The 25,699-nt window shown below is 41.7% G+C and carries 26 protein-coding genes; 6 read left to right on the top strand and 20 right to left on the bottom strand.

The annotated features are described in order from the left end of the window. Positions 1-17: 17 nt before the first annotated feature. The 15 genes from LK416_11800 to ileS form a co-directional block, all read right to left on the bottom strand. The gene (locus LK416_11800) at positions 18-2,204 is read right to left on the bottom strand and encodes a hypothetical protein (protein ID UEA74326.1); all 2,187 of its coding nucleotides are present in this window, start codon (positions 2,202-2,204) and stop codon (positions 18-20) included. 60 nt (positions 2,205-2,264) lie between these two features. Then, complete coding sequence (locus LK416_11795) at positions 2,265-2,987, bottom strand: ATP-binding cassette domain-containing protein (GenBank protein ID UEA74325.1); 723 nt, start codon at positions 2,985-2,987, stop codon at positions 2,265-2,267. A gap of 276 nt (positions 2,988-3,263) precedes the next feature. After that, entirely contained in the window at positions 3,264-4,505 is a 1,242-nt protein-coding gene (locus tag LK416_11790; GenBank protein UEA74324.1) for a hypothetical protein, read from the bottom strand. A 100-nt stretch (positions 4,506-4,605) separates the two neighbouring features. Then, positions 4,606-4,998 carry a hypothetical protein gene (locus LK416_11785; protein ID UEA74323.1) on the bottom strand — a complete coding sequence of 131 codons (393 nt, stop codon included), beginning with the start codon at positions 4,996-4,998 and terminating at the stop codon, positions 4,606-4,608. A gap of 283 nt (positions 4,999-5,281) precedes the next feature. Further along, on the bottom strand, positions 5,282-5,839 hold the full coding sequence (locus tag LK416_11780) for a hypothetical protein (GenBank protein ID UEA74322.1): 558 nt from the start codon (positions 5,837-5,839) through the stop codon (positions 5,282-5,284). Between the two features lie 4 nt (positions 5,840-5,843). Then, positions 5,844-6,308 carry a hypothetical protein gene (locus LK416_11775; GenBank protein ID UEA74321.1) on the bottom strand — a complete coding sequence of 155 codons (465 nt, stop codon included), beginning with the start codon at positions 6,306-6,308 and terminating at the stop codon, positions 5,844-5,846. Between the two features lie 21 nt (positions 6,309-6,329). Continuing rightward, positions 6,330-6,803: a hypothetical protein gene (locus tag LK416_11770; GenBank protein ID UEA74320.1), complete on the bottom strand. Its 474-nt coding sequence runs from the start codon at positions 6,801-6,803 to the stop codon at positions 6,330-6,332. After that, complete coding sequence (locus LK416_11765; GenBank protein UEA74319.1) at positions 6,778-7,125, bottom strand: PadR family transcriptional regulator; 348 nt, start codon at positions 7,123-7,125, stop codon at positions 6,778-6,780. Before LK416_11765 ends, LK416_11770 begins: the two co-directional genes overlap by 26 nt. A gap of 211 nt (positions 7,126-7,336) precedes the next feature. Beyond that, the gene (locus LK416_11760) at positions 7,337-8,014 is read right to left on the bottom strand and encodes a GntR family transcriptional regulator (GenBank protein UEA74318.1); all 678 of its coding nucleotides are present in this window, start codon (positions 8,012-8,014) and stop codon (positions 7,337-7,339) included. A 59-nt stretch (positions 8,015-8,073) separates the two neighbouring features. Next, positions 8,074-8,937 carry a 4-(cytidine 5'-diphospho)-2-C-methyl-D-erythritol kinase gene (gene ispE, locus LK416_11755; protein UEA74317.1) on the bottom strand — a complete coding sequence of 288 codons (864 nt, stop codon included), beginning with the start codon at positions 8,935-8,937 and terminating at the stop codon, positions 8,074-8,076. A 5-nt stretch (positions 8,938-8,942) separates the two neighbouring features. Further along, positions 8,943-9,506 carry a flavin reductase family protein gene (locus LK416_11750; GenBank protein ID UEA74316.1) on the bottom strand — a complete coding sequence of 188 codons (564 nt, stop codon included), beginning with the start codon at positions 9,504-9,506 and terminating at the stop codon, positions 8,943-8,945. Positions 9,507-9,563: 57 nt separating this feature from the next. Then, positions 9,564-9,854 carry a GIY-YIG nuclease family protein gene (locus LK416_11745; GenBank protein UEA75917.1) on the bottom strand — a complete coding sequence of 97 codons (291 nt, stop codon included), beginning with the start codon at positions 9,852-9,854 and terminating at the stop codon, positions 9,564-9,566. 125 nt (positions 9,855-9,979) lie between these two features. Next, entirely contained in the window at positions 9,980-10,144 is a 165-nt protein-coding gene (locus LK416_11740) for a hypothetical protein (protein ID UEA74315.1), read from the bottom strand. A gap of 313 nt (positions 10,145-10,457) precedes the next feature. Further along, positions 10,458-12,176, bottom strand: a complete 1,719-nt coding sequence (locus LK416_11735) for a sodium:alanine symporter family protein (GenBank protein ID UEA74314.1) — start codon at positions 12,174-12,176, stop codon at positions 10,458-10,460. Between the two features lie 278 nt (positions 12,177-12,454). Then, a complete protein-coding gene (ileS, locus tag LK416_11730) occupies positions 12,455-15,625 on the bottom strand; it encodes an isoleucine--tRNA ligase (protein UEA74313.1) in 3,171 nt (1,056 codons plus the stop codon). Between the two features lie 539 nt (positions 15,626-16,164). Here ileS and LK416_11725 point away from each other — a divergent pair. The 3 genes from LK416_11725 to LK416_11715 are packed head-to-tail and all read left to right on the top strand — an operon-like array spanning position 16,165 to position 18,042. Then, entirely contained in the window at positions 16,165-16,485 is a 321-nt protein-coding gene (locus LK416_11725) for a PadR family transcriptional regulator (protein ID UEA74312.1), read from the top strand. Continuing rightward, entirely contained in the window at positions 16,478-17,071 is a 594-nt protein-coding gene (locus LK416_11720) for a DUF1700 domain-containing protein (protein UEA74311.1), read from the top strand. Before LK416_11725 ends, LK416_11720 begins: the two co-directional genes overlap by 8 nt. A 2-nt stretch (positions 17,072-17,073) precedes the next feature. Then, positions 17,074-18,042 (top strand): DUF4097 domain-containing protein, encoded by a 969-nt coding sequence (locus LK416_11715; protein UEA74310.1) that lies wholly within the window; start codon positions 17,074-17,076, stop codon positions 18,040-18,042. Between the two features lie 264 nt (positions 18,043-18,306). Here the strand turns inward: LK416_11715 and LK416_11710 are convergent, their stop codons facing one another. Beyond that, a complete protein-coding gene (locus tag LK416_11710; protein ID UEA74309.1) occupies positions 18,307-18,669 on the bottom strand; it encodes a hypothetical protein in 363 nt (120 codons plus the stop codon). 127 nt (positions 18,670-18,796) lie between these two features. Continuing rightward, complete coding sequence (locus LK416_11705) at positions 18,797-19,525, bottom strand: hypothetical protein (GenBank protein ID UEA74308.1); 729 nt, start codon at positions 19,523-19,525, stop codon at positions 18,797-18,799. Positions 19,526-19,832: 307 nt separating this feature from the next. Between LK416_11705 and LK416_11700 the strand changes: the two genes are divergently transcribed. Beyond that, entirely contained in the window at positions 19,833-20,765 is a 933-nt protein-coding gene (locus LK416_11700) for an ABC transporter ATP-binding protein (protein UEA74307.1), read from the top strand. Further along, complete coding sequence (locus LK416_11695) at positions 20,758-21,531, top strand: ABC transporter permease subunit (protein UEA74306.1); 774 nt, start codon at positions 20,758-20,760, stop codon at positions 21,529-21,531. Before LK416_11700 ends, LK416_11695 begins: the two co-directional genes overlap by 8 nt. Before the next feature lie 70 nt (positions 21,532-21,601). Here the strand turns inward: LK416_11695 and LK416_11690 are convergent, their stop codons facing one another. The 3 genes from LK416_11690 to LK416_11680 form a co-directional block, all read right to left on the bottom strand. Beyond that, entirely contained in the window at positions 21,602-22,330 is a 729-nt protein-coding gene (locus tag LK416_11690) for a M23 family metallopeptidase (protein ID UEA74305.1), read from the bottom strand. Positions 22,331-22,545: 215 nt separating this feature from the next. Further along, entirely contained in the window at positions 22,546-23,658 is a 1,113-nt protein-coding gene (locus LK416_11685; GenBank protein ID UEA74304.1) for a SpoIID/LytB domain-containing protein, read from the bottom strand. Between the two features lie 118 nt (positions 23,659-23,776). Beyond that, a complete protein-coding gene (locus tag LK416_11680; protein ID UEA74303.1) occupies positions 23,777-24,838 on the bottom strand; it encodes a glycoside hydrolase family 5 protein in 1,062 nt (353 codons plus the stop codon). 280 nt (positions 24,839-25,118) lie between these two features. On the opposite strand from LK416_11680, the gene LK416_11675 reads away from it, so the two are divergent. Next, positions 25,119-25,334 (top strand): cold-shock protein, encoded by a 216-nt coding sequence (locus tag LK416_11675; GenBank protein UEA74302.1) that lies wholly within the window; start codon positions 25,119-25,121, stop codon positions 25,332-25,334. The last annotated feature ends 365 nt before the right edge of the window (positions 25,335-25,699 follow it).

Here is a 25,699-nt window from a genome sequence, read left to right as displayed (position 1 = left end):
TCCCACTATGTAAATATTTACCTCAACACCATATTACCTGACAGCAGTTGAACTAATGGATAATATTTTGCGGCAGTAAATCCTGACAGATATAATAACAACGGCAGAAGTACAACCGCTGCTGCGCAGAATATTGCACCATTTGTATTCCTAATCAATTTTCCAACCAGAACATACAGACCTGTCAATATCAGAATAGCGAGTAACCGAATACCATATACCAGCAGAAAATACCCTGTAATACTGGTGGATATACTGACATGTTCCAGATACGGAAGTGACTGCGCCAGATATTTTCCACCTGTCAGCCCAATCTCACTCTTTACCCACATTAATTCCGGCAGATAAACCATGATATATGTGACAAGAACAGTCAAGAATAACCGAACTGCTTTGATCACATGAAGTTTCCTGTAATTCTCTGTAATATCAATAATGCCATTAATCTTATATCTGTAATCTTCCAAATACAGAAATGCAGTTGTAAGCATTAATACAACAATAATCTTTGCTGCATTCATTACATCATCCTTATAATCTCTACCACCAGCAAGAATATTCCAGCCTCTGTTATAGACAAATCCCATCTGTTCCAATACAGCAGGATCAGCTTCTGTAATCTGCGATGTAATTCCACATTGCCCCTTAACATAATCTACATATTCCTGACAACGATTAAACCCTTCCTCATTTTCAAGCTGTTTATTCAGTTCTCTCCATCTTTCACTATATTCTTCTTCTGTTATCTTCCCTGCATCGTAATCCTGCTCAACCTGATCTCCATCTTTATGGAGATTTGCATACCGTTCTGCCTCTGAAGTTATATAATCTAGCTTTCCCTGTGTGATTACTCCCTCAATTTGACTGATATAGTATTGGTACACATATTCATTTGTGCTCCACCTTACAGATTTGTTCTGATATATATACACCTGAAATATAACCAGCAACAGAATAACAAATATCATTTTATATCCCAGCCATAACTTATAACCTTCCAGTCTCCATACTGAGGAAAATATCCTGCGGGATTTCGTACCTTTTTTTCGCAATCGTATACGACTCTCCCGATAATCACTGCTTCCCTCCAGATAGATCACCGACGATATGATAAGAAATCCTGCCAACAACACTGCACAGATAATACAGTCCAGATAGATCGCAGGCTTTGCATGGGATATCAGGTTATAATTCTCATATTGGAAAAATTTGGTTGTATCCAGCATTGAAAAAATAGAGAATCGATATAAAAATGTCAGATTCAGTTTCTCTCCCAATACGGAAAACAACAATTCTACAAACATGGCAACCGCCGTCCATACACATAGCATAATCTCATTCGAAGAAATAACTGCAAATGTGAATAATGCCGCAAGAATCACAGAAAAGATCAGAATTTTCACCACACAGACAAGAACAGCAAATGTACCAATTCTGCATGAAAAACCATATCCGATATAGTCCATCAGGCTCTGTACCGGCGCTGACAGATCCACAGCTCCAAACTTCCATTCTGCAACCAAAAAATTGCTTAAGGATATACCTGCTACAAAAAGTGCCATATAGACAACTGCTGCCGCATACTTAGACAGCAATAATCGACTGTCTCCATTCCATGTTGTCTTATACAGATTTGCCAGACCATTCTTCTTATCACGTAGTACCAGCTCCAGCACCAGCACAACAAGAAAAAAGAAGATCAGAATATAACTTCCTGTAAAATTTAACGCCTTACAGACTCCATATCCTCCAACAAAAAATACTTCTGTTCCCACAAGTCTCTCAAAATCTCTCTTCGTCCGTTCCAGATTACTGATCGAGAACTTTGTCTGAAATATGGAAATCGACTGGTTCTTCTCCGCATCCTCGATAATCTGCTGCAAATATTCGTCATATGTAGTACTTGCCGTATATTCATCATATAACTGTTTATAGGTCTCTGATTCCGGATCTTCCATATACATATCCATAATGGAATCCGTGTCTGTCTGAAGCCTTGTATACACCGTGCTGTCTACCTCATCTGTATCAAAAGCTACAGTCAGCAAACCAACATTCATAACCAGGAACAACAGAAAACACAATACTAATTTACGGTTATATATAATAGCCCGCATTTCATTCATAAAAAATCGAAAAAAACCGCCCCTGCGTTTGGAATAATTGATGTGAGCAGCTTTTTTCTCTGGTTTTGATTTATACATATCGTCCTCCAATTCCGCAAACCGTCACCCTCTCTGTAAAAAATGACTGGTATGCAAAAGCTACTCTCCAAATATACTAAGATATACATCTTCCAAATCAGGATTTTCTTTATCTGTAATTCTTCCGGTCAAAATCTCAGGTGCTGCCATCTCGATCAATACACCCTTTTTAAGTAACATAATCTGACTTGCTATGTCCTCAATATCCTGAACAACATGAGTTGCAATCAGAATAATTTTTCCTGTAGAATTATCATGGATCAGATTTCTCACATGGATTCTCTCCTTAGGGTCAAGTCCTGCCGTCGGCTCATCGAATATTATAATCTTCGAGTCTCCAAGAAATGCCTGTGCGATCAGAAGTCTCTGCTTCATACCACCGGAATATGTTCCAACTTTCCGATCTAATACGTCAAGAAGATTTACCTTTGATGCGTATTTCTCAATCTCATCATTCAGCATCTTCTTCTCTACTCCCTTCAGTAGCCCCATGTAGGCAAGAAACATTCGTCCGGTATAAAACGGATAGATCTCCTGCTGCTGTGGCATATAACCGATCAACCGCTGATATTCCCGTTTTAAGTCATGAATATTCGTTTCATCCAGATAGATCTCTCCTGTGGTCGGTTTGATATTCCTTGTAATCAATTTCATCAAGGTACTTTTTCCTGCCCCGTTCGGTCCAAGTAAGCCATAAATCCCTTCTGAAAATGTCATCGAAAAATCATCAAGCGCTGTTGTATTTTTATACTCTTTCGAAATGTGTTCCAGTTTTAACTCCATACGTTCATCTCCCTTACTGCTTTCTGATCCGTAATTTTCAATTTTGCAAATCTTAAAGTTACAATCTACTGTACATTAATAAGTAACTTTGGTCTTTCCATATGTTTTCTATACCTTCAAACACACTATTTACACTTCTATTTTTCTCTATTCTCCTTTATTTCGTATTTACATACATATGAAAAAGCGGTATATTTATCTCATGTACTTTTTCATAAGTATATATGGCTACGAGACTCTGGTTCTCTTCGCAAAATTGTGCCAGAGTCTCTTTTTTTATGGCCATTTCACCCAGTCAAATGTCTTTACGATGCTCTGATCTGCATCCTCCAGTTTTGTAAAATATGTGTCCCGGAATTTGGTCCATCCTGTCACTGTCTGTTCACTCTGATCCGATGTGATTATATCACCTGGTTTCATACCAGTATAATCATGTCCATCTATATATAGCTTGTCACTTGATTCATCCAATCCATAGATATCGGATATATAGGTTCCTTCTCCTGTAAAACAGGTATTTGCCAGATAAATTGTTCCTGTATCGCATTGATAAAAAAACTTATTATAATCTGTGTTAATCACATATAAATATCCATCCATACAATCAACACTTCCCCCTACAAACCGAAAAATCTCTTTCTGATTCTGCAAATTTTCATCGCATGAACATATCACACTCCACTCAACATCATTATCCAATTCTGTAGTCTTTATATAATTTCCACTTGAAGTGCTGATAATATCAAAATACTCACCATATTTTGTATTTAGATCATCTTCGACAATTTCATCTGCGTGTGTTTTTATATTATATGTAAACAGTATTGTATGCCAGTTTTCCTTGCTATCTTCATATTCATATGTCAGATAAAGCTTTTCTTTATTCTTATTATTTAATATATATAGTGCAGCACTGTCATGCTCTGCATCTCCTTCATAGCTTAGCAATGTCCGTAACCGATTCCATCTTAAATCATATGCATATAACGTACAGTCTTGCTTATATTCATTCAACTTAAATCCATCATGATACTTCCATGTAGTGAAATACAATACTCCATCTACCATTTCCATACCTATAACGGCTCCTTCATCTGCAGAATACAAAACCCGAGCTCCACTTCCATCTTTATTTATTTCACGAATCTGTGAAACTCCTTTTTGTTCCGCATCACCATCATCATTAAACGTTAACTCAGAATCAAATTCACTTATGTATATTTTATCTCCATAGCAAAGCATAGCAGGTTGAATATCTATCGTGTATGCATTGCACTTCGTCGTATTATGTTTACAATTTGCCTTATTACAAACTACTACTGATTTTCCTGTCGCTGAATCCAGGAAATAAAGTATATTCCTTCTTGCATAATACATACCGTTATCTGTAAATGCCCTTAATGCCGAATATTCTATCTCTTCCGGATATTTTTTCATTTTTCGTGAGACAATATATCCCAACCCTAAAATCAAACCGACACATAAAACAATGCAAATAGTACGCACTACTTTCTTCATCTGTCTACCCCGCTTTCATTATTTTATAAAACATCACAGGAATCTGCCATTATTGCAGATTCCCGGATGTCCATACACCAAAGTTATAATCTGCTATTTATTAATAAGTAACTTTAGCCTTTCCATAAGCTTCAGTAAATTCTCGTCCACCTTTTACAGCAGTTACTGTATTACCTTTTACCATATTAGAACGACTTTTAGTCGCATACGATGCTTTTGAGTTTTCTCTAACCCATACCTGTGCCTTACTGCATCCCATCTCTGCCGTAAATACATTTGTTATTTTACTTGCACTTTTTGAAATACGCATTATACCCAATATCTCTGTACCCCCTGCCTTTCTGATATAATAATTATAGGTAGAACCTCCACCATATACATTTGTCTCTACAGATGCTGCATGCACCGGAACCATTGCCGTTCCAAATACCATTACTGCCACCATTGCTGCAATCATTAATTTATTTTTTATTGTCTTTACCACTTTGTTCATATAAAAATCTCCTTTGTATATTTTCCTATACCTTCAAACATGCATATTTACATTTCACCTTATGTAATGCTGCCCTCCTTTGTTTTGAATTTACATACATATGAAAAAACGGTATATCATCTTATTCATGTACTTTTTCATAAGTATATATGGCTATGAAGCTCTGGTTCTCTTCGCAAAATTGTGCCAGAGTCTCTTTTTTTGCAGAGCACTTGCATTATTAGCCAGTGTCCTTACATCTATATCCATTGACCATCTTTATATAATGATCAAGGTATATCATTTATTTACTCTTAGGATTCGTCAGTTTGCCAAAAGAATAATTATATGTTCCATTAACCGTTTTAATTGTTGCTTTTGCGTAACAATACGGATTTGACGGTGGATTACTGCTTGTATAAACAAAAGTCCTCGTATTTTTTCCTGTCTTACCGGAATGTGTCACTGTATTATTATGCCAAGTTGATATTCCCTCTGCTTTGGTACTTAGTACACTTGATTTTAAGTTCTCCTTTGATGATATATTCATAACAATCTGATACTGAGGCTGTTTCTTAGAATCTTTACCCAAATAGTAATATGCATAGCTACATGTAACTTTATCCGATTGACTTGCATACAATAGTTTTTTATTCTGCAATTTTGTATATATTAGTTCACGGACTATTGTCCCATCATATTTAATATGTACAACTTCCTGTCCTATCAGCTCCATTGTATTTTCTGTTCCTTCATCCACTACTATCGACTCCGTTGTTTCCGCATGAGCAGATATTGGAAGTCCCCAAATTAACATACATGCTAATGCCATACTTATTATCTTTCGCACTACTTTCTTCATTTTTTTACATCTCCTTTTTTCTTTTTTGTTTTATAAAATGCCAGATAACATTTCCTACACATATAATAAAACCTATCGATTCAAACACTATTTTCACTACCTCTGCGCCCATATTTATTCCATAGGCTACTCCAACACCCGTGTTAGGTGATGTCCGTATTATTACATAATTGTATCCCCTATACAGTATCCTACATTCCGTAAACAACAGATACCCCACCACAATTCCGATCAATATCCAGATCACAGCAAGCACCCATTCCTTCGTTCGTTTTCTCATTCCGAGATCTTCATATTCCTGAATAATGTCTGCGGCTTCTCCCAGTTCTGCGATTGCTCCCTCTATAGTTTCTCCTTCTGCCAGTTTATCATCTAACGACCGTCCCAGATCCTTTACCATCTGTATCCGTTTCTTTAATGGTGCATGCAGATGCATGAATATCTTCATAAGATATTTCTTCTTTTTCATTTCTTTTGTTCCCCTTTTTATTTATAATTCATTATCTTTTTTTGCTTTTCTTCGCCTTTTAAAATGATAGATTACATTTCCCAGACAGATACAAAAACCTATGCTTTCTACAATCACTTTGCCCCACGTTCCCCCTGCCTTTGGTCTAAAATCAATCCACTCATATCCAGTCGGTGCTATGTACTGGTTAATCTCATGATATCCGGTGTATAATGTATATCCATCAATTATCAGCAAAACGCCAAGACAGATTCCAATCAGAATCCAGAGCACCATCCATACATACTCCTTTGTCTGCTGCCGCATACCGATATCGTTATACTCTTCTGTCAGTGCGGAAGCTTCACCAAGCTCCTCAATCACTTCATTGATTGTCATGCCCGTATCCAATTTATCATCTATAGATTGTCTTATCTCTTTTACAAGCTGCATCCGCTGCCCAAATGGTGCATGCAACAAAACGAATATTTTAATCAGATATATGTTTTTTCTCAAAGTCTCGTACCATTCCTTCTATCTGCATCCAACAATTCCACTGTTCTTCCAATAGAAGCTTCCCTTCTTCTGTAATCTTATAGAATTTCTTTGGTTTTCCATTCTCAGATGTCATCACCCATTCACTGGCAATCGCACCATCTTCTTCTAATCTATGCAGGATCGGATACAATGTTCCTTCTTTGATATCCATCCCAGCAACACATCGTGCATTAAAACGATTGACAATGTTATACCCATAATCCTTTTCATCTGATATAATCTGCAGAATGAGCATGGGAAGTATTCCTTTTTTAAACTGATTTATACTTTGATTTGCCATAATTCCTCTTTCTATTATCTTTATACCTAGTAATACCAAGTATATGGCATACATATGTATTTGTCAATTTACTTTACACGCCTTATGTTTTAGAATATCTAAACTATACCAGATTGCATTTAAAAAAACTGTAAAATGGACTGAGTGGTCAAAAATAGGGAGTGAACGGTAAATTTCTTACTGTCCACTCCCTATTTTTGACCACTCAGTCTTATATAGTATCCTGTTTCTGTTTGATATTCTGTATCACGATCTGTTCCTGATCGTAAATATGCTGATGCATAACTGCTTTTGCTTTCTCTACATCTCCGAGCAATATCGCCTCCGTGATCTCATCATGCTCACGGAGCAGTTTGCCATGATATCCGGTATCCCGCACATATTCCACACGGTATCGGTACACCTGCTCTCCGAAGTTCTTGGTAAGACTCACAAGCCTTGGATTGTTGCTTAATTCACAGATTGTCTCATGAAAGGCAACATCTGTATCTACGATATCCGGCACACGACCGGAACGGACTGCCTCACGGAAATTCTCACAGGCTTCTTTTAATCTGAGTCTGCCGTCTTCATCAATCCGCTTGCAGGCAAGTTCGACTGCCAGTTCTTCCAGACTCAGGCGGATCTCCAACGCATCCCGGAGATCCTTCTCCGTGATACGGGCAACCTCTGCGCCTTTCCTTGGAACCATCACGACTAAGCCCTCTAATTCCAGCATCCGGATTGCTTCACGCACCGGAGTCCGGCTGACACCCAGACGTTTTGCGAGTGCCACTTCTAATAACCGTTCGCCCGGTTCAAATTCTCCATGTACGATGGCATCCCGCAACGCTTCAAATACAACCTCCCGAAGCGGAAGATACTCATCCATATTTAACTTCAACTCCATAAGTTACCCCATTTCTCTCTATTTCTTCTGCAGAACAACTCCCTCTGTTCTGTCTGATCTTACACATTATATGGCTGTGTGACAAATACCTGCTTTGCCAGCTTCCGGCTGCGGATCGCATCTGCCGCTTTCTCCGCTTTTTCCTTTTCTGTAAATATACCAAATACAGTCGGGCCACTTCCACTCATAAGTGAATTCATCGCACCACATTCTTTCATGCAGGCTTTGATCTCCGCAATAACCGGATACCGAACCTCGGTCACCGTTTCCAGTACATTTTCCATTCGCTCCGTGATTCCCTGTAAACTCTGTTCTTCCAGTGCCATCACCATGCCGTCTATATCCGGATGTTTTTTTAATTCATTTGCATGCAGGTTCTCATATACCATCTTCGTCGATACAGCGATTGGCGGCTTTGCCAGCAGAATATAACAATCCGGCATCGGTGCAAGTGCCGTCAGCTTCTCACCGATTCCTTCTGATAATGCAGTTCCTTTCATGATACAATATGGAACATCTGCCCCAAGCTTCACACCATATTCCATCAGCTTATGTTTCGGAATCTGAAGATCAAAGATCTTATTCATTCCGATCAGCGCAGCAGCGGCATCAGCACTTCCTCCTGCCATACCGGCTGCAACCGGAAGTTCTTTCTGAAGAAATACCCGGATTCCACGCGTGATCTGATATTCCTGCTTCAACATCCGGCATGCTTTATATACCAGATTATCTTCATTTACCGGAAGCTCGTCCGCATTTGTGCTGAGAACGATCACATCCTCATCCACTGTCTCAAATGTCAATGTGTCATGTAATTTTACCGTCTGCATGATCATCTTTACTTCATGATAACCGTCCGGTCTTCTTCTGAGCACGTCCAGTCCCAGATTTACTTTACCATATGCCTGTAATTCTATCTTCATGTTTCTTATTTCTTCCTCACTGAATATCCGAATTTTCCCAGTTTCTTTCCAAGTTTAAAGTATTCTCCATGGGAATATGCTACCAGTCCAAGCTGGTTAAGCTCGAATTTGCCGTTTTCATTCATGTATGCTTCATCCACCTGTACGCCGGTCACCTCCGCCAGGAACATATGATGACTTCCAAGCGGGATCACTTCTTTTACCTTACATTCGATATTGACCGGACTCTCCGCGATACCCGGTGTGGCAACTGTAAGTCCCGGACAGGTATGAAGTCCTGTTGCTTTGAATTTGTCAATATCGCGCCCACTCTTTACGCCGCAATAATCGGTCGCAAATGTCAGCTTCTCAGTCACCAGATTGATCACAAATTCTCCACTAGCTTTTATAATATCATAAGAATAGCGTTCCGGTCTAACAGATATTGAAACCATCGCCGGAGAACTGCAAACTGTCCCCGCCCATGCGATCGTAATAATATTCGGTTGTCCGCCTTCTCGCTTACATGTTACCATAACTGCCGGTACCGGGTACAGCATATTCCCCGGTTTCCATAATTGTCTTCCCATCTATAACCTCCTGGTGTTCGACTTTTATTTTCTCAATTCTTATATTTTATACTATTTTCATGGCTTCTGTATACTATCTGGTTGAAAATTTCTGATTAATTCTTCTTTTCGGCTCCGACTCATCTGCTTGATGTGCCACTCTCTGCTCATTGCTTCCTCTGGCGTCTCTGATTCCTCATAATAAACAAGGACAACAGGGCGCCGGCTTCTGGTATACTTGGCGCCCCCTCGTCCTTCATTATGTGCTTTCATCCGCTTTTCCAGATTATTCGTCCATCCAGTGTAATACGTTCCGTCCTTACACCGGACTATGTAAGTATAGTTGTGTTTTTCTTCTGTCGTACTCATTGTGTTCTTACCCACATGTTTTCTTTTTTATCCAAAGCCGATATCGACAAGCCAGCGCCTTTCCTGTGTTCCGTGGCAAGTGTCCTGCCATGGCACTTTCCTGCAGCCTCGCAAATGTCCTGTCATCAGCTTTCTATGTATCCGGGTATGCCGCCGGAGCTTCTCCGACAGCTTCCCCCTGAACTCATTTTTGAATCCATTATAATAAAGCAGACAGATCCCGGTACTTCATCAGTAAATCTCGCATCTTCATGCGCTCTCATATCCGGCTGTGCTTCACATTCCGGCATCTTCCTCTTATTATTCCGTCTGCGCGTTTACTATAATTATACTCATAAACTGTCATTTTGCTACTATAAATGTGAAAAACTACTATTATATTCTACACAAAAATAGTCAGCCTGTCCGTACGCAAATGTTTAAGACAAAATGGAAAATAACATTACTGTTATGTAGCAAGCCTGTTTCAACGCCGGTTCTTAGTGAGTCGCCACCGGCGAGGAGCTTAGCACCGCTGCGTTGAAATAGAGTGCAAACGACTTGCGGAATAATATGTAATGTATTTTCCATTTTGATCAAAAAACTTACAGACAGGTCGACTATTTACGCACGCTTCTTTGCTGCTTTTTCTTCTGCGAGTACTTTCTGGAATTCCTGCATATCCGTTGCGATCTCTTTGCTTAACAGAAGCAGGCAGATCAGGTTTGGAATCGCCATCAGTGCATTTGCGATATCCGAGAAGTTCCATGCCAGATCCAGTGAAGTCGTCGCACCGATGTATACTACAAGGGAGAATACGATACGATAGATCATGTTGTATTTGTGGGAATGGAACAGGTATTCAAAGGCCTTCTCTCCATGATACTCCCAGCCAAGGATCGTCGAGAATGCAAATAACGCAATACCGATCGTTACCAGCCATGCTCCCGCCTTACCCAGAACTGTCTCAAATGCTTTGATCGTCAGTGCCGATCCTGTATAGGCTTCTTCATAATAATATGTACCATCTTCATCAAAAATATAAGCATTGCAGCCAGAGGTCCATGCACCTGTGATCGCACCATTCTCATAAACTGCTTCCAGACTGTCCGGCTGATGCTGAAGCTTTGCAAATGCTTCACTATCGGAAGCGTCTGCATATGGTGTCAGAACGATATCCTCTGCTCCACCGGACAAAGTCATTGTTCCATCTTGGTATGTAACGGTATATTCTGTCGTCACCATCTTGCCTTTTTCTTCATGTGTCAGAGCCAGCGTATCTTCGGCTTCAGAGGTGATCGCATATGAGCCTTCCGTCGTTGTCGATGTTTTACCGATCACACCGGAGCTTGCGATTACCAAACCGGTAATCGTACATACAACGATCGTATCCCAGAAGGTTCCTGTCATATTGATATATCCCTGACGAACCGGGTTATCTGTTGTAGCTGCTGCTGCGGTGATCGCTGCCGATCCCATACCTGCTTCATTTGAGAAACAACCACGGGCAACACCGAACCGCATTGCATTTGTCATAGATGCAACTACGGTACCAAGCACACCGCCGGATACGGATTTCATGGAAAATGCCATTGTGAAGATCTCATGCAGACCTTCCGGCACATTCGATATATTTCCGATAATTACTATAAGTCCTGCAAGTACATAGAAGATTGCCATAAACGGAACAACGATCGCGGAAATCTTTGATATGGATTTGATACCGCCGATAATGATCATTAAGGCAAGGATCGTAAGGATTACACCGATAATGATCGGATTGATGTGAAAGGTCTCATTCATGGAGGATGCAATCGAGTTCGCCTGTGTCATATTTCCGATACCAAAGGATGCAACAACCGCAAAGAATGCAAACAACCAACCGAGCACACTTCCGAATCTTTTGTGTTTCAATGCTTTCTTCATCGTATACATCGGGCCGCCGGAGATCTCTCCTTTGGCATTTACCTCACGGTATTTGATTGCCAGCATACATTCTGAGAATTTCGATGTGATTCCGAACAACGCCGAGATCCACATCCAGACCAGAGCACCCGGACCACCGGATACCATTGCTGTCGCCACACCTACGATATTTCCGGTTCCGATCGTTGCGGCAAGCGCTGTCGTCAGTGCCGAGAATGGGGATACATCACCGGTTCCTCTGTTCTTTGTTCTTGCTTCTTTACTAAGTGTGCTCTTGATCGCATATCCGAGATTCCTCCACGGCAGGAATCGCGTCCGTATCGTCAGAAAGATACCGGTTCCTACGAGAAGCACCAGCATCACCGGTCCCCACACAAACGAATCAACTGCACTTACAATCTGATTGAGTTTTTCCATACCCATCGCCTCCATATTCATTCATAGTCAATTACACAATATCTACTGTTTGATGTTATATTTGAATGTTTTTGACATTACCAACCAGGGAACGCTTCCGCTCGTTTCTACTCCTTGTTGTGTAATTGGCAACTTCATTAACGAGAAAAAGGTGCAGGGAAGTTGCTATCTCTAGTACTTCCTTGCACCTTTTAATATGTTATCTATAATACAGACGCTTTCCGAAAAAAGCAAGTATAAATTTGCTTTTTTCGGCATCGGTCATCGCCCTGTATTATTTATGCGTTTTTCTTTACACCAAGTGTTACCTTCTCGCCGTTGATGTTCCATTCCTTGGAATAGCCATCTACACTTCCGGTTACCAGTGCATCTGCCATAACGTCTGACTTGATGCTGTCAGCATTTGCATTCATAAGTCCGGTTGCCTTGTCGCTTCCCTCTGCATAGACTGTGATCTTGTCCATTACTTCGAAGCCGGCTTCCTTTCTCATGGTCTGGATCTTGGATACGATCTCTCTGACAAATCCTTCCTCTAAGAGTTCTTCTGTCAGATTTGTGTCGATAACAACTGTTACCGCACCGTCTGCCTCTGTAACGTAGCCTTCAGTTTGTGCGATATCGATCAGCAGATCTTCCTCTGCCAGAGATACCTCTGTGCCGTTTACGTCAAATGTCAGAGCACCCTTTTCCTTCAGCTCTGCCATAGCTGCATTTCCGTCAACGGATGACAGATATGCCTTGATTCCGCCTAACTGCTTGCCGTACTTTGGTCCTACGGTACGAAGCTGCGGCTTGAATGTGTAAGAACTGAAGCTTGCGATATCCTCTGTAAATACTACGTTCTTGATGTTCAGCTCGTCTTTGACGATCGCTGTCTCATCCTCTGTCAGCTCTTTTGCTGCCTTTACATACATGGTTCCGATCGGCTGTCTGTTCTTGATATTTGCAGTATTTCTGGCTGCACGTCCAAGAACAACGATCTTTAAGATCTCATCCATAGCTGCTTCAAGATCTGTGTCGATCATCTTCTCCTCTACCTTCGGGAACTCGCACAGATGAACAGATAATGGAGCATCCTTATCAATGCTTCTTACCAGATTCTGGTAAATATCCTCTGCCATAAACGGAATCATCGGAGCTGCTGTCATGGAGATTGTAACAAGGGCTGTATACAGTGTCATGTAGGCATTTACCTTATCCTGCTCCATACCCTTTGCCCAGTATCTCTCACGTCCACGACGAACATACCAGTTGGAAAGGTCATCTACGAACTCCTCTAATACTCTGGTTGTCTCAGGGATCTTGTATGCTGCAAGGTTCTCATCAACAGCCTTTACGGTTGAGTTCAGCTTTGATAATAACCATTTATCCATCAGTGACAGCTTCTCGTAATCCAGCTCATGCTCAAGTGGATTGAAGTTGTCGATATTTGCATATAATACATAGAATGCGTAAGTGTTCCATAAGGTTCCGAGGAACTTTCTCTGGCACTCGATAACCGCATCTTCATGGAAACGGTTTGGAAGCCATGGAGCGGAGTTGCTGTAGAAATACCACCGGATCGCATCTGCACCGTATTTGTTCAATGCATCCATCGGATCTACGGCATTTCCCTTGGACTTACTCATCTTCTGTCCATCCTTATCCTGTACATGTCCGAGGACAATTACATTCTTGAACGGAGCCTTGTCAAATAACAGGGTTGAGATCGCCATCAGAGAATAGAACCATCCTCTTGTCTGGTCAACTGCCTCGCTGATGAAGTCAGCAGGGAAATGCTTCTCGAAGATGTCTGCATTCTCAAACGGATAATGCCACTGTGCAAATGGCATGGAACCTGAATCGAACCAGCAGTCGATAACTTCAGATACTCTGTGCATCTGCTTACCGCACTCCGGACATTTGATCGTTACAGCGTCGATGAACGGACGGTGCAGCTCGATCTCATCCGGGCAGTTGTCGCTCATGCTCTTTAATTCTTCGATCGAACCGATCGCATGACGGCATCCGCATTCACATTCCCAGATATTTAACGGAGTTCCCCAATAACGGTTACGGGAAAGTCCCCAATCCTGTACATTCTTTAACCAGTCACCGAAACGTCCCTTACCAATGCTCTCAGGGATCCAGTTTACGGTGTCGTTATTCTTAACCAGCTTATCTCTGACTGCTGTCATCTTGATAAACCAGGTATCTCTTGCGTAGTAGATCAGCGGAGTATCACATCTCCAGCAGTGTGGATATTCATGCTCGAACTTTGGTGCGTCGAACAGAAGTCCTTCTTTGTCAAGGTCAACCAATACCTTTGGATCTGCATCCTTTACGAAGATTCCCGCATAAGGGGTTTCCTCTGTCAGATCACCCTTGCCATCTACGAACTGTACAAATGGAAGATCGTACTTTCTTCCTACATTTGCGTCGTCCTCACCAAATGCAGGTGCGATATGAACGATACCTGTACCATCTGTCATAGTTACATAAGAATCACATGTGATGTAGTGACCCTTCTTATGTTGCTTCTCGCATACAGGCTTTACGCACTCATATAATGGTTCGTACTCTTTGTATTCCAGATCTTTTCCTTTGTATGTCTCCAGAATTTCATATGCAGGTACAGCAGGTGTATCGTCTGTAGCCTCCTTTGCAAGGGAACCGAGTACCTTGTCTGCCAGTGCTTCTGCCAGATAATAGGTATATCCGTCTGCTGCCTTTACTTTGACATAAGTCTCATCCGGATTTACACAGAGGGCTACGTTTGATGGAAGTGTCCAAGGTGTAGTTGTCCATGCAAGGAAATATGCATCTTCGCCGATAACCTTGAATCTTACAACTGCGGAACGTTCCTTTACAGTCTTATAACCCTGTGCTACTTCGTGGCTTGACAGTGGAGTTCCGCAACGCGGACAATATGGCACGATCTTGAAGCCTTTGTATAAAAGTCCCTGATCCCAGATCTTCTTCAGTGCCCACCACTCGGACTCGATGAAATCATTGTGGTATGTTACATATGGATCATCCATATCTGCCCAGAATCCTACCTTGCCGGAGAATTCTTCCCACATACCTTTGTATTTCCATACGGATTCTTTACATTTCTGAATAAATGGCTCCAGACCGTATTCCTCGATCTGCTCTTTGCCATCGATTCCTAAAAGTTTCTCAACTTCCAACTCTACAGGAAGGCCATGTGTATCCCATCCTGCCTTTCTTACTACGTTATGGCCCTTCATTGTCTGATATCTTGGAATCATATCCTTGATAACTCGTGTAAGCACATGGCCGATATGTGGCTTACCGTTTGCTGTTGGAGGTCCATCATAAAATGTGTAAGTCGGAAGATCCTTTGTTTCTTCCACACTCTTCTCAAATACCTGATTTTCTTTCCAGAAATCCAGAACCTTCTGTTCTCTGTCTACGAAATTCAATTTGGTCGATACTTTTTCGTACATGTTGTTCTTCCTTTCTTTTTATTCAATGTATGCAAAATATTTTTTATTTAAAGAACAAAGAGTAGCTTGCGGCTCTTTCGCGCCCGAGCGGAATTGCGAAGCAATTAATTACTTCATCGCGAGGTGCACACCTTTATCGGAGTATTTACTTTATAAGATAATTTGCATATAAAGTAAAAAAAGCCGCCGCCGCAAAAAGGACGAAGGCTTAAAGTTCTCGTTATACCACCTATTACTTGCATACTAACATATGTGCTTCCCGTAACGAGGGAATGACGTCAGAGCCTACTGGCTGTCGTTTTCGGTCTGAAGCTTAAGAGTGATCTTCCATCATCTTCTACTCGCACCGGTCTTGCACCATCTCCGGCTCGCTCTGCCTTTCAAACATGATCTACTGTCTCTGTCATCGCTTTTCTTCTTATTTTTATCAACCTTGAGTATAGCAACCATGAGCGTTCTTGTCAAATTATTTTTTATAAAATACCTCTTGACATATTATACTATGCGTAATATAGTATAGTGCATAAGGAGGTATACATATGGATATTCAATTAAAACGCGGTATGCTGGATGTCTGTGTACTGGCTGCGATCAAGGATGAAGATTCTTATGGATATCAGATCATCAAGGACATGAAACCCTTTGTAACGATATCGGAATCTACATTGTATCCGATCCTGCGAAGACTGGAAGCCGGCGCATTCCTCACCGTTCGCTCCGTAGAACACAACGGACGGCTTCGGAAATACTATCATATTACCGATGCGGGCAAAGCACGAATCGAGGAATTCAAAGAAGAATGGAAAGAACTTGAATCTATATATCGTTTTATTATCAGAGAGGAGAATGACAATGACTAAACAGGAATATTTGTCGGCGATCCGAGGAAAGATCCGGAAAATGCCGGCAGACGATATTAATAAATTTATGGATTATTATAGTGAAATGATCGATGACCGTATGGAAGATGGTCTGTCGGAGGAAGATGCGGTTGCCGATATGGATGCCCCGGACGATGTCGTTGACCAGATTCTGGCAGATATGCCACTAACGAAACTTGTGAAAGAAAAGATCAAACCATCCCACCGGTTAAAAGCATGGGAGATCATTTTGCTGATTCTTGGCTCTCCTATATGGGCTCCGCTGTTACTGACCGCGATCGTTCTGGTCATTGCCATGGCGGTTGTCATTTTGGCACTTCTCCTGTCCTTCTATGCGATCGTACTCTCGATGGCAGTTGCAGGTATCGGCGGGCTGCTGGGAGTTATTCCATTTTTTGTTACACAGAATGTTCCGGCTGCCCTTTTCATGCTTGGAGCTGCATTTGCCGGAATCGGACTTGCGATCCTGTTCGTCGTAGCCGTGAAGCCTGTTACGATCGGCATTTTCAAGCTGTACAAGGCATCCATCAATGGAATTAAGAGAATGTTTGTAAAGGAGAGATAATTATGAGTAAATCCAAAAAAGCAGTTATTGTTGCTTCTATATTTATAGTGGTCGGCGTCATTATCGTATTCTTAAGTTTTGCAATTAACGGATTCCATTTTCCAAATGGTTCTGTCGACCTGCTCGGTATGAAAGCCTTGCCGGACTATGTGAAGAAAACAGTTCAGATCAAAGATGATTTCAACGCCATTGACATCGCAGGCGAAGCATCTACCGACGTCATGATCAAAAACTCCGACAACGGAACGAATTACATCGAATATTATGATACAGATGGTCTGACCAACCATGCAGAGGTTGTTGACGGCGTGCTCACCTTCCGCTGCGAAGACAAACGTACCCACCATCCGACAATCTCACTCGGATTTGGTCAGGATACTACTACCGTTGTTTATCTGGCAGATAAAGAATACGAATCTATCCAGGTAGCCACAGCAAGTGGAGATATCGACTATCTGTATTCTCACAAGACTGATGGCAAGCCAGTGTTTAACGCTTCATATACCAGTCTTAAGACAAACAGCGGTGACATCCATATCGCAGATATCGAAGCTAATACCCTCACAGTCAAAACTACATCGGGTGATATCTCTATCAGCAATGGTTCATTTACAACTAAGCTGGAGCTTCATGCCTCAAGCGGTGATATCCAGTTGAACCGCATAACAACAGATCAGGCAGAATTCTATACCACAAGCGGCTATGTATCAGCCAGTGACATTACTGCTAATACCAGTCTTTCCAGTAATACGACGAGTGGCGATATTGATATGTCCATCACGGCCGCTGATGCGATCAGCATTTCTGCTACGAGCGGCGACATTGATCTGGATCTTGCTTCTGACCGAAGCTACAGTTTCTTAGCAGATACACAAAGTGGCGATGTTGATATTCCACATGGTGCAAATTATTCCGAATATGAATGTGGCGTCAGCACGACCAGCGGCGATATTAGCATCAGACAGAAGTAATATTAGTGAATATTATTTTAAAAAAAGTCTATAAAAACGAAAAAGGGATTGCCCTGTTAAAACAGATCTACCGCTGTCTCTGTAGATGACATTACGAGGATTTCGTTGAGAGATGCACATTGTCAGTAAATACGAGTGCTTGTTTGAGCCGAAGGCGAGTTAGCACCGGAGTATTTACGAATAAGACATGTGCATCGAACAGAAACCGCAGTTAGTCATTTCAGAGACAGCAGTAAATCTGATTAACAGGGCAATCCCTTTTTATTATTTCTCCGCAGTTTTGCTTCCCAGAATCCATATGAGGATAAAGAAAAAGATCATGCTTTCGCTCATCAAGCCGTTTGTGAATCCAAGGCGGAATGCTGTGTCCGGAAGTATTGTTTTTATGGCAGAGAGAATGCAGTAGAATACAAGTACATTTCCTGCTGCCATCCATCTTGGCAATGTAGTTTTGCCGCGCACGACCACATAAAACCAGTATAAGAATACCGGAAGCATAACGACTTCGCTTACTATGATAACCCATGACAGATGATCGAATAAGGCTTCGCATGCCGGAAGTGCCGCATCGGCATATCCATATCCGGTCATCCATGTATACAGATACAGGATCATAATATAGAACAAGTGCAAACACATCCATGGTGTCAGACCAAATGCATTCAGATAATGATAAATTTCTCTCCTTTAACGTAAAATGGCATCGGTTAGTGTTTGCTAACCAATGCTATTCTAGCATATTATCTTATCCTCATCAAAATGCCGTGAACATACTCAACACGGACACCAGACATATGATAATCCCCAGCCATTTGAGAAACAGTTCTGTTTTCCGGTTCACTTTGTTTGATCCCGGATCATATACTTTGCGCTGCTCTCTGGAATAGTACAACGGATATTCGCTGCCAACCGGATGCTTCTTCCGGCTCAATTCCTGCACCAATTGGTAGTTATGCACACTATCATCATAAGGATCATTGTACTGGATCGTAAGGATCGCCTTCCCCGGCGTCAGTGTCTTGGCTCCCGGCACTTCTCCGACTACCTTCCCCGGAATCATCATATCCATGTAATCATTTTCTTTTACCTGTTTCTTCTTCATGCCACTTCCTATAAAAAGGAGAATGATGCCGGATGCAAATGCAACCAGCCGCTGCACAAGCATCCACCCGGTCGTTCCCGTCATATCCGGTATGACATTTCTCTCCATCAGCTCCTGTGCCATGAAAAATGCTCCAAACAAAATAAGCCCGGCTCCAAATCCTATTATGATATAGATACCTTTTTCCATCTCATCCATAGCTGACAGCTTCGGATGGTTTTCCTTTAACAACTGATCAACCGTTGATCCCGAAGCAATATTGTCCAATAACTGCTTTAATTTCCTACGTCGTTTTTTCAACCGGATAAATTCGTATATCCCCATGATCAACATGCCAATTCCCACAAGAATAATGAACATGATTTTTAACATTTGCATCATTTGTAACTCTCCCCTTGTCGTCCTGTCTGGCAGGACATGATATTCTTTCATTATAATAAATATTGATCTTTTTCTCCATTATATCTTCACTATTTTTTCCTTATTTTTCATTATGCACTTTCATTAGATAATTCTGTATAATTGTTACCTTGTACCAGCACATATATAAACTTACAAACTGCACATTTTTAATTTTGAAAAAATAAAAAAAGTTTCAACTTGGAGCCGGCTCCATGAATTGACTTTCCTGCGGCAAAACAGTATGCTGATTATAGGAAAATTCGGTTGAATCAGGAGGTGCTGTTCCATGGCAGAAGTCATTGCAAAAGCAACAGATGTAGAAGTGATATACGGTGATAAGCCTGCACTTGATAAGATAAATATGTCCGTGAAAAAGGGCGACATTTATGCTCTGATCGGTAAAAACGGTGCAGGAAAAACGACACTTCTCCGCCTGTTTACCGGACAGAATGCTCCTGATTATGGCAGCATTGAACTTTTTGGCAAGAAGGGAACACATGGACTAAATGAAGCCCGGAAAAGAACCGGTGCTATCATCGAAACTCCGGCATTTTATCCATTTTTCTCTGCAGAACGCAATCTGGAATATTACCGTATCCAACGCGGAATCGACGATCCATCCATTGTTGAAACAGTTCTGAAGGAAACGGGACTCTACGAAGCTAAGGATAAAAAGTTTAAAAATTTCTCTCTCGGCATGAAGCAGCGTCTGGGAATCGCCCTGTCGCTCATGCACGATCCGGAATTTCTGATCTTAGATGAGCCGATCAATGGTCTGGATCCTGCCGGCATCGTCGAAATGCGAAAGCTGATGCTGCGGCTGAACAAAGAGAACGGACTCACGATCATCATTTCCTCGCATATTCTATCCGAGCTTGCAAATATGGCAACATGCTACGGGTTCATCGATCACGGTCAGATCTTACAGGAAATGTCTGCTGAAGAATTAGAAGCAAAAGAAAAAAGCTATGTAAAGGTGCGTACCAGTGATGGTGAAAAAGCTGCTGAATGTCTTTCAAAAGAGCTCCAACTCGACGCATCCTACAATGCAGATGATGATACCATTTATATTTATTTTGAAAACAACACGGTTTACCCAACTGAGAAGATCAGCCGTTTCTTATTTGAAAAGAGATATGATCTGTACTCACTGGAGATTGTGAAAACCACACTGGAAGATTTCTTTATTGAACTGTTAGGAGGGACAACGATTGAATAATTTCCTCAAAAGCGAATGTTACAAAGTAATCCATCGGGCTTATCCATATACCCTGCTCATAATCGGAGTGGTCATTGCCATTTTGATCAACGTATCTGTCTGGTATGCCATCCATGTTATCCGGATCCCATTTACGATTGAAGGTGCAGATATTATGAATGCCGGTCTGTACATGATGGCAACGATCGTCTGGTACTGCATTATTTTCACCACCGATATCGGTTTCTCCGGTGAATGGAGGAATAATACGATGAAGAATATCGTGTCATTCGGAACCAGCCGAAACACAATTTTTTTTGGCAAATGTATCGTGAATACACTATTGCTGCTTATCGGAATCGTTGTGGTATCTGCAGCCTATCTGCTGACGAATTACATCTGTTTTCGTCATGATGGAAGTCTGACCGCTTCGGCATATCAGAATTATTTTCTGCGTTTTGTGATCATGCTTCCTATGATCATCGCCGGACAGACAATGGCATCCTCCCTGTGCATGTTCTTCTCCACAGACCTTCTGTGGTGCGGTATCTATGCTGTAGTCGTTGCCCTGCTGCCAAATGGCATCATGCTTTTCTATGCCATTTTCCCGGAAGTAGAAGCACTCCGTATCATCTACACCAATCTTCCTACCGTCTGCCTGACCGCTGTTGCATGGCAGACACTAACCACCGGCCTGATTGTTCACGCTATGGAGATCGCCGCCGTACTTCTGATCCTGCCAACCGTTATTTCCCTGTTGGTGTTCCAGAGGAAGGAGATAAAATAAAAACAGACACACACCCTACCCTGTGGATACGACATGCATCTGTTCTTATACTTTATATGGATTGTTCTGATTATTCCCCTTCGATCAATGATACAGGATCGACCGGTTTGCCATCTTTGGTGATTGCGAAATACAGATTTGTTCCTTCTTTTGAATAATAACGGCTTGGTTCTGCTACAGTGCCAATGGTGCAGCCGGCATCTACCACCTGACCAACGGATACATTGATATCCTTAAGCTGTCCATACATGACTTCATAGCCATTCCCAAGGGATGCCTTTACCACATTTCCAAATTCCGGTGTGCTTGTGATCTCTGTGATCTTACATTTGTAAGCGGCTGATACTTTATCATTTTCGGCTGCTTCCAATACGATTCCGGCATTACATTTGTACTGGTTTAATGTCTCGTAAAATACTGTGGTGTCCATGCTGAATGGTATGATCACGTTTCCGTTTAGTGGCCACATAAGAGCTGTACTGCCGTCATAGTTCAGTTCGATCTGTTCTTCCACCTTGGCAGCATTTGCTCCGGTTTCTACTTCTGAGCTTTTCTCTGTTGTTGCTTCTGTCTTGTTCTCTGCTTTGGCGGTACCGCCAAGTGTTTCTTTTACTGCTTCTGTTGTTCCGAGATTGCTTCTGTCTGCGGTTTCTTCTACTGCCTCCGAGCTGACAGCATTTTCATCATCTGACTGGGTTTTCACATTATATAGAGCTACAAGTCCTACAAGTGCCACCATTCCGGCGATCAGGGCAATGTAGAAAATATTTCTCTTAATAACATTCAAAAATTTCTTCATGTTTATCACCTCATGGATATTGTTGCCTGAACTTCCGGATTATATACACAGGCAAATATTTTCCACAAGCTTTTTATTTATCTTATGCATTTTGTCGTATCCTGCCACCAGCGAAATGAAATGATTTGCAAAGCAACCACTTTTGCAATTCCATCTGTATGCTTTCAAATATCCTCAATATATTGGTAATTGTCCTTATATGTTTTCGCAGGTGTTTAATATGCCGCTCCATCCGCGATCGAAGTTTCCGGATAATAGTATGCAATGATCTCACGATATGTACTGCCCTGATCGGCTTTCCATCCGGCTCCGTACATCGACATTCCAAGGGATGAGCCTTTACCGATCGAGATGATCCGATATCCCTCCTCGACCTGATCGATATGAAAATTTGTCGTTCCAAGTGACAGGGTCTGTGCAAATGTCTCTCCGGTCACGACCGTCCCGAACACATTTACCTTTCGGACAAATCCTGATTTCGTCGCCTCAAGCACAGTCAGTGCATCCGCATCCACTGCCTGTTCCTCACTCTGTGCTGAACCAGTCGTCGCAGATTCGTTTTTTTCAACATCCACGTCGGTCTGCCCCAGATTCTCTGATCCGTCAAACGCTTCTCCCTCTCCATTCATGCCAAATTCTTTCTTTATACGAAGCGCACTGTAGATCTTTGTCGATGAGAAATCCGGCGACTGGATATCCTGACTGCTGTCAACGGATACCAGATATGGAATCGCAGTACCATATAATTCTTCTGCACTGACAGTTACCCCTATGCTGACTGCATGACTGACAGGAATAATAAGTCTGCCATCATAAACGATAACCTGTCCCATTGTATCCTTCACAGCCTGATATACCATTTCCATATTCTGCTTATATTCTTTCCCCCATTTTTGCTTTAATTCATCTTTCTCCACACGGATCTCTTTCAGATCTCCCTCATTGATGATCTTGCCCCCGCCATTTGCAGTGTCCGCCTGATCGTTCATTTCATAATAGATCGCAGTCCGGGTCAGAACTGCCATCGCCTTTGTCATTTCCACATTCCACGACGGATCATACAATCCGGCAAGGACATACAAAATATATTCTTCACAGTCGATCAGCCTGTAGTTCTCATTTTGCAGGATACACACATCCCGGCTGCTACTAAGTGCCGCGATCCGGGCATCCGACACATCCCGATAACGCACAAAAAGCCTGGTTCCCACATATGGAATTGCAAATGCTAACAAAACCATGGTGAACCAGGCTAGAATCCTGTTATTTTTCTTCATACCATCACATCCTGTCCTGTCATCATTCCGGAAAAATCCGATTCGCTTCATACGATTTTCCTGTATTATTTATTCTATGATGCACAGGTGCAAAATATGATTGATTCATTATACAAACAGACCATCCGGCTGTTTGCCGATATTACTGTTTATCTCATATACATGATCACTATGCTTTCTTGCCAAGAGCTTTCTTTCTCGCAAGATATTTCTTCTTGATATACTTTCCTGCTGTGGATAAGTCACCTGACTTCCAGCCGGAGGTTTTCTTTGTTGATGGCTTAAGCAAAGATGCCGACTCGTTCTTATTACTGAGGCTCCAACAGAAATAACTGATGTTATATTTGTTAAGCAGCTTCATCCATTTGTCTGCGGATGCCTTGTTAATGGCTCCGTCGCCACTGGCCGGTGATAAACCAAACTCAGATACAATGATTGGAAGCTTCTTCTTTCTTGCATAAGCAACCTTTGCCGGAAGATATTCATTGTGCGCCCACTCACTTGCGTAGAAATGCAGGGAGTACATGATATTCTTATATCCCTTGATCGGGCTGTCTGCAACTTCATTTGACGTTCCATCCGTTCCAAGCTGTGACCAGGTTGGTGTTCCCACGATAATAACTGCTTTCTTGTCGTATTTGCGGATCGTTTTGATAATGTCTGTCGCATAGGATTTGATCTCTTTCCAGCTACAGCCATTTGGCTCATTGCAGATCTCATAAATAACATTTTTATTGTTCTTATATTTCTTTGCCATCGTGGTAAAGAATTTCTTCGCCTGTGACTTGTTCTTATTCGGGTTTCCGTCACTTAAGATATGCCAGTCGATGATCGCATACATACCAAGATCAGTCGCATACCCGACACCTTTATCCACCAGTTTCCGAAGCTTTGCCTGACTGCCGCCACTGCAATAGCCATTGTATTCTTCGGTATACATTGCCAACCGGATCGCATTCACGCCCCAGTCATCACGAAGCGTCTTGAATGCTTTCTTATTCACATATGGCGATCCGACATCCCAGTTGATTCCATGTGTGCTGATACCGCGAAGCTGGAATTTATTTCCCTTACTGTCGACCAGGTCTGCTCCCTTTACAGACAGTCTTCCATGCTTTGCAACCGGTGTTGTAGCTGCCGCTTCCGCCGTTCCATTTCCACCAAATACACAGATTGTAAACAGCATAACAACTGCCATGATCCATGCAATCAGACGTTTTCCCTTTCTCATACGCTCTCCTCCTGTTTTTGCATTTTTCTGTATTTATAGTACCCTACTTTTTCTTTTCTGCCAAGAACCCATGGATCATTTTTTACCGGATTTTATCATTATTTTTACCTTGTTTTTCTTGACAAATAGGTGCGCCCATACTATTATGAGAGCGTATTCAAGATTAACTATGTAATCGCTTTTAAGCGGACGTATGGATTAAGGTTTTAATCGTATTTCTCTCATAAATGATGCACGTTTTCATTGGGTACAAGCAAGAAATATATAAGGAGGTACCCACATGAACAACGGTACAGTAAAATGGTTTAACGCAGAAAAAGGTTATGGATTTATCTCAAACAATGACGGAAGCGGAGATGTATTCGTTCATTTCTCAGCTATCCAGGGTGAAGGATATAAGACACTTGTTGAAGGTCAGCAGGTTACATTCGACACAGAGGAAGATCCTAAGGGTGGTTCAAGAACAAGAGCTACTAACGTTGTAATCGTTAAATAATTTTCTACTTTGAATAAAAAGGCTGAGGCTCTATATCAATTTATTCCGCAGAACACTTTCGTTCGAACAGGTCTGCTTCATAAATTATATAGAGCCTCAGTCTTTTATTAAGTTTTTCTTTTATTATTTCTCTAAGATATCGATATCTAACATTTACAGATCAAGGCTATTTTCATTTTGATATTTTAGGGACATTGTGCCCTTCTTTTTTAACAGAAAACACAGGGATTGCCCCTGTACAGACCATAAGCCCCATTATAAATGACTCGCTATGGTTTCTGTTCAATGCATATGCCTGATTCGTAAATACTCCTGCGCTAACTCGCCAACTAAACGTTGGCTCAGACAAGCGCTCGTATTTACTG

It is taken from the genome of Lachnospiraceae bacterium GAM79 (assembly GCA_020735665.1).
In the GTDB taxonomy this organism is placed as follows: domain Bacteria; phylum Bacillota; class Clostridia; order Lachnospirales; family Lachnospiraceae; genus Coprococcus.
This window is presented reverse-complemented; position numbering and strand designations above follow the sequence as displayed.

What these genes read in the sequence shown, in the direction of transcription:
- LK416_11800 (UEA74326.1), bottom strand. Translation starts at nt 2,204, where the DNA reads ATGTATAAATCAAAACCAGAGAAAAAAGCTGCTCACATCAATTATTCC.
- LK416_11795 (UEA74325.1), bottom strand. Translation starts at nt 2,987, where the DNA reads ATGGAGTTAAAACTGGAACACATTTCGAAAGAGTATAAAAATACAACA.
- LK416_11790 (UEA74324.1), bottom strand. Translation starts at nt 4,505, where the DNA reads ATGAAGAAAGTAGTGCGTACTATTTGCATTGTTTTATGTGTCGGTTTG.
- LK416_11785 (UEA74323.1), bottom strand. Translation starts at nt 4,998, where the DNA reads ATGAACAAAGTGGTAAAGACAATAAAAAATAAATTAATGATTGCAGCA.
- LK416_11780 (UEA74322.1), bottom strand. Translation starts at nt 5,839, where the DNA reads ATGAAGAAAGTAGTGCGAAAGATAATAAGTATGGCATTAGCATGTATG.
- LK416_11775 (UEA74321.1), bottom strand. Translation starts at nt 6,308, where the DNA reads ATGAAAAAGAAGAAATATCTTATGAAGATATTCATGCATCTGCATGCA.
- LK416_11765 (UEA74319.1), bottom strand. Translation starts at nt 7,125, where the DNA reads ATGGCAAATCAAAGTATAAATCAGTTTAAAAAAGGAATACTTCCCATG.
- LK416_11760 (UEA74318.1), bottom strand. Translation starts at nt 8,014, where the DNA reads ATGGAGTTGAAGTTAAATATGGATGAGTATCTTCCGCTTCGGGAGGTT.
- ispE (UEA74317.1), bottom strand. Translation starts at nt 8,937, where the DNA reads ATGAAGATAGAATTACAGGCATATGGTAAAGTAAATCTGGGACTGGAC.
- LK416_11750 (UEA74316.1), bottom strand. Translation starts at nt 9,506, where the DNA reads ATGGGAAGACAATTATGGAAACCGGGGAATATGCTGTACCCGGTACCG.
- LK416_11745 (UEA75917.1), bottom strand. Translation starts at nt 9,854, where the DNA reads ATGAGTACGACAGAAGAAAAACACAACTATACTTACATAGTCCGGTGT.
- LK416_11740 (UEA74315.1), bottom strand. Translation starts at nt 10,144, where the DNA reads ATGCCGGAATGTGAAGCACAGCCGGATATGAGAGCGCATGAAGATGCG.
- LK416_11735 (UEA74314.1), bottom strand. Translation starts at nt 12,176, where the DNA reads ATGGAAAAACTCAATCAGATTGTAAGTGCAGTTGATTCGTTTGTGTGG.
- ileS (UEA74313.1), bottom strand. Translation starts at nt 15,625, where the DNA reads ATGTACGAAAAAGTATCGACCAAATTGAATTTCGTAGACAGAGAACAG.
- LK416_11725 (UEA74312.1), top strand. Translation starts at nt 16,165, where the DNA reads ATGGATATTCAATTAAAACGCGGTATGCTGGATGTCTGTGTACTGGCT.
- LK416_11720 (UEA74311.1), top strand. Translation starts at nt 16,478, where the DNA reads ATGACTAAACAGGAATATTTGTCGGCGATCCGAGGAAAGATCCGGAAA.
- LK416_11715 (UEA74310.1), top strand. Translation starts at nt 17,074, where the DNA reads ATGAGTAAATCCAAAAAAGCAGTTATTGTTGCTTCTATATTTATAGTG.
- LK416_11705 (UEA74308.1), bottom strand. Translation starts at nt 19,525, where the DNA reads ATGATGCAAATGTTAAAAATCATGTTCATTATTCTTGTGGGAATTGGC.
- LK416_11700 (UEA74307.1), top strand. Translation starts at nt 19,833, where the DNA reads ATGGCAGAAGTCATTGCAAAAGCAACAGATGTAGAAGTGATATACGGT.
- LK416_11690 (UEA74305.1), bottom strand. Translation starts at nt 22,330, where the DNA reads ATGAAGAAATTTTTGAATGTTATTAAGAGAAATATTTTCTACATTGCC.
- LK416_11685 (UEA74304.1), bottom strand. Translation starts at nt 23,658, where the DNA reads ATGAAGCGAATCGGATTTTTCCGGAATGATGACAGGACAGGATGTGAT.
- LK416_11680 (UEA74303.1), bottom strand. Translation starts at nt 24,838, where the DNA reads ATGAGAAAGGGAAAACGTCTGATTGCATGGATCATGGCAGTTGTTATG.
- LK416_11675 (UEA74302.1), top strand. Translation starts at nt 25,119, where the DNA reads ATGAACAACGGTACAGTAAAATGGTTTAACGCAGAAAAAGGTTATGGA.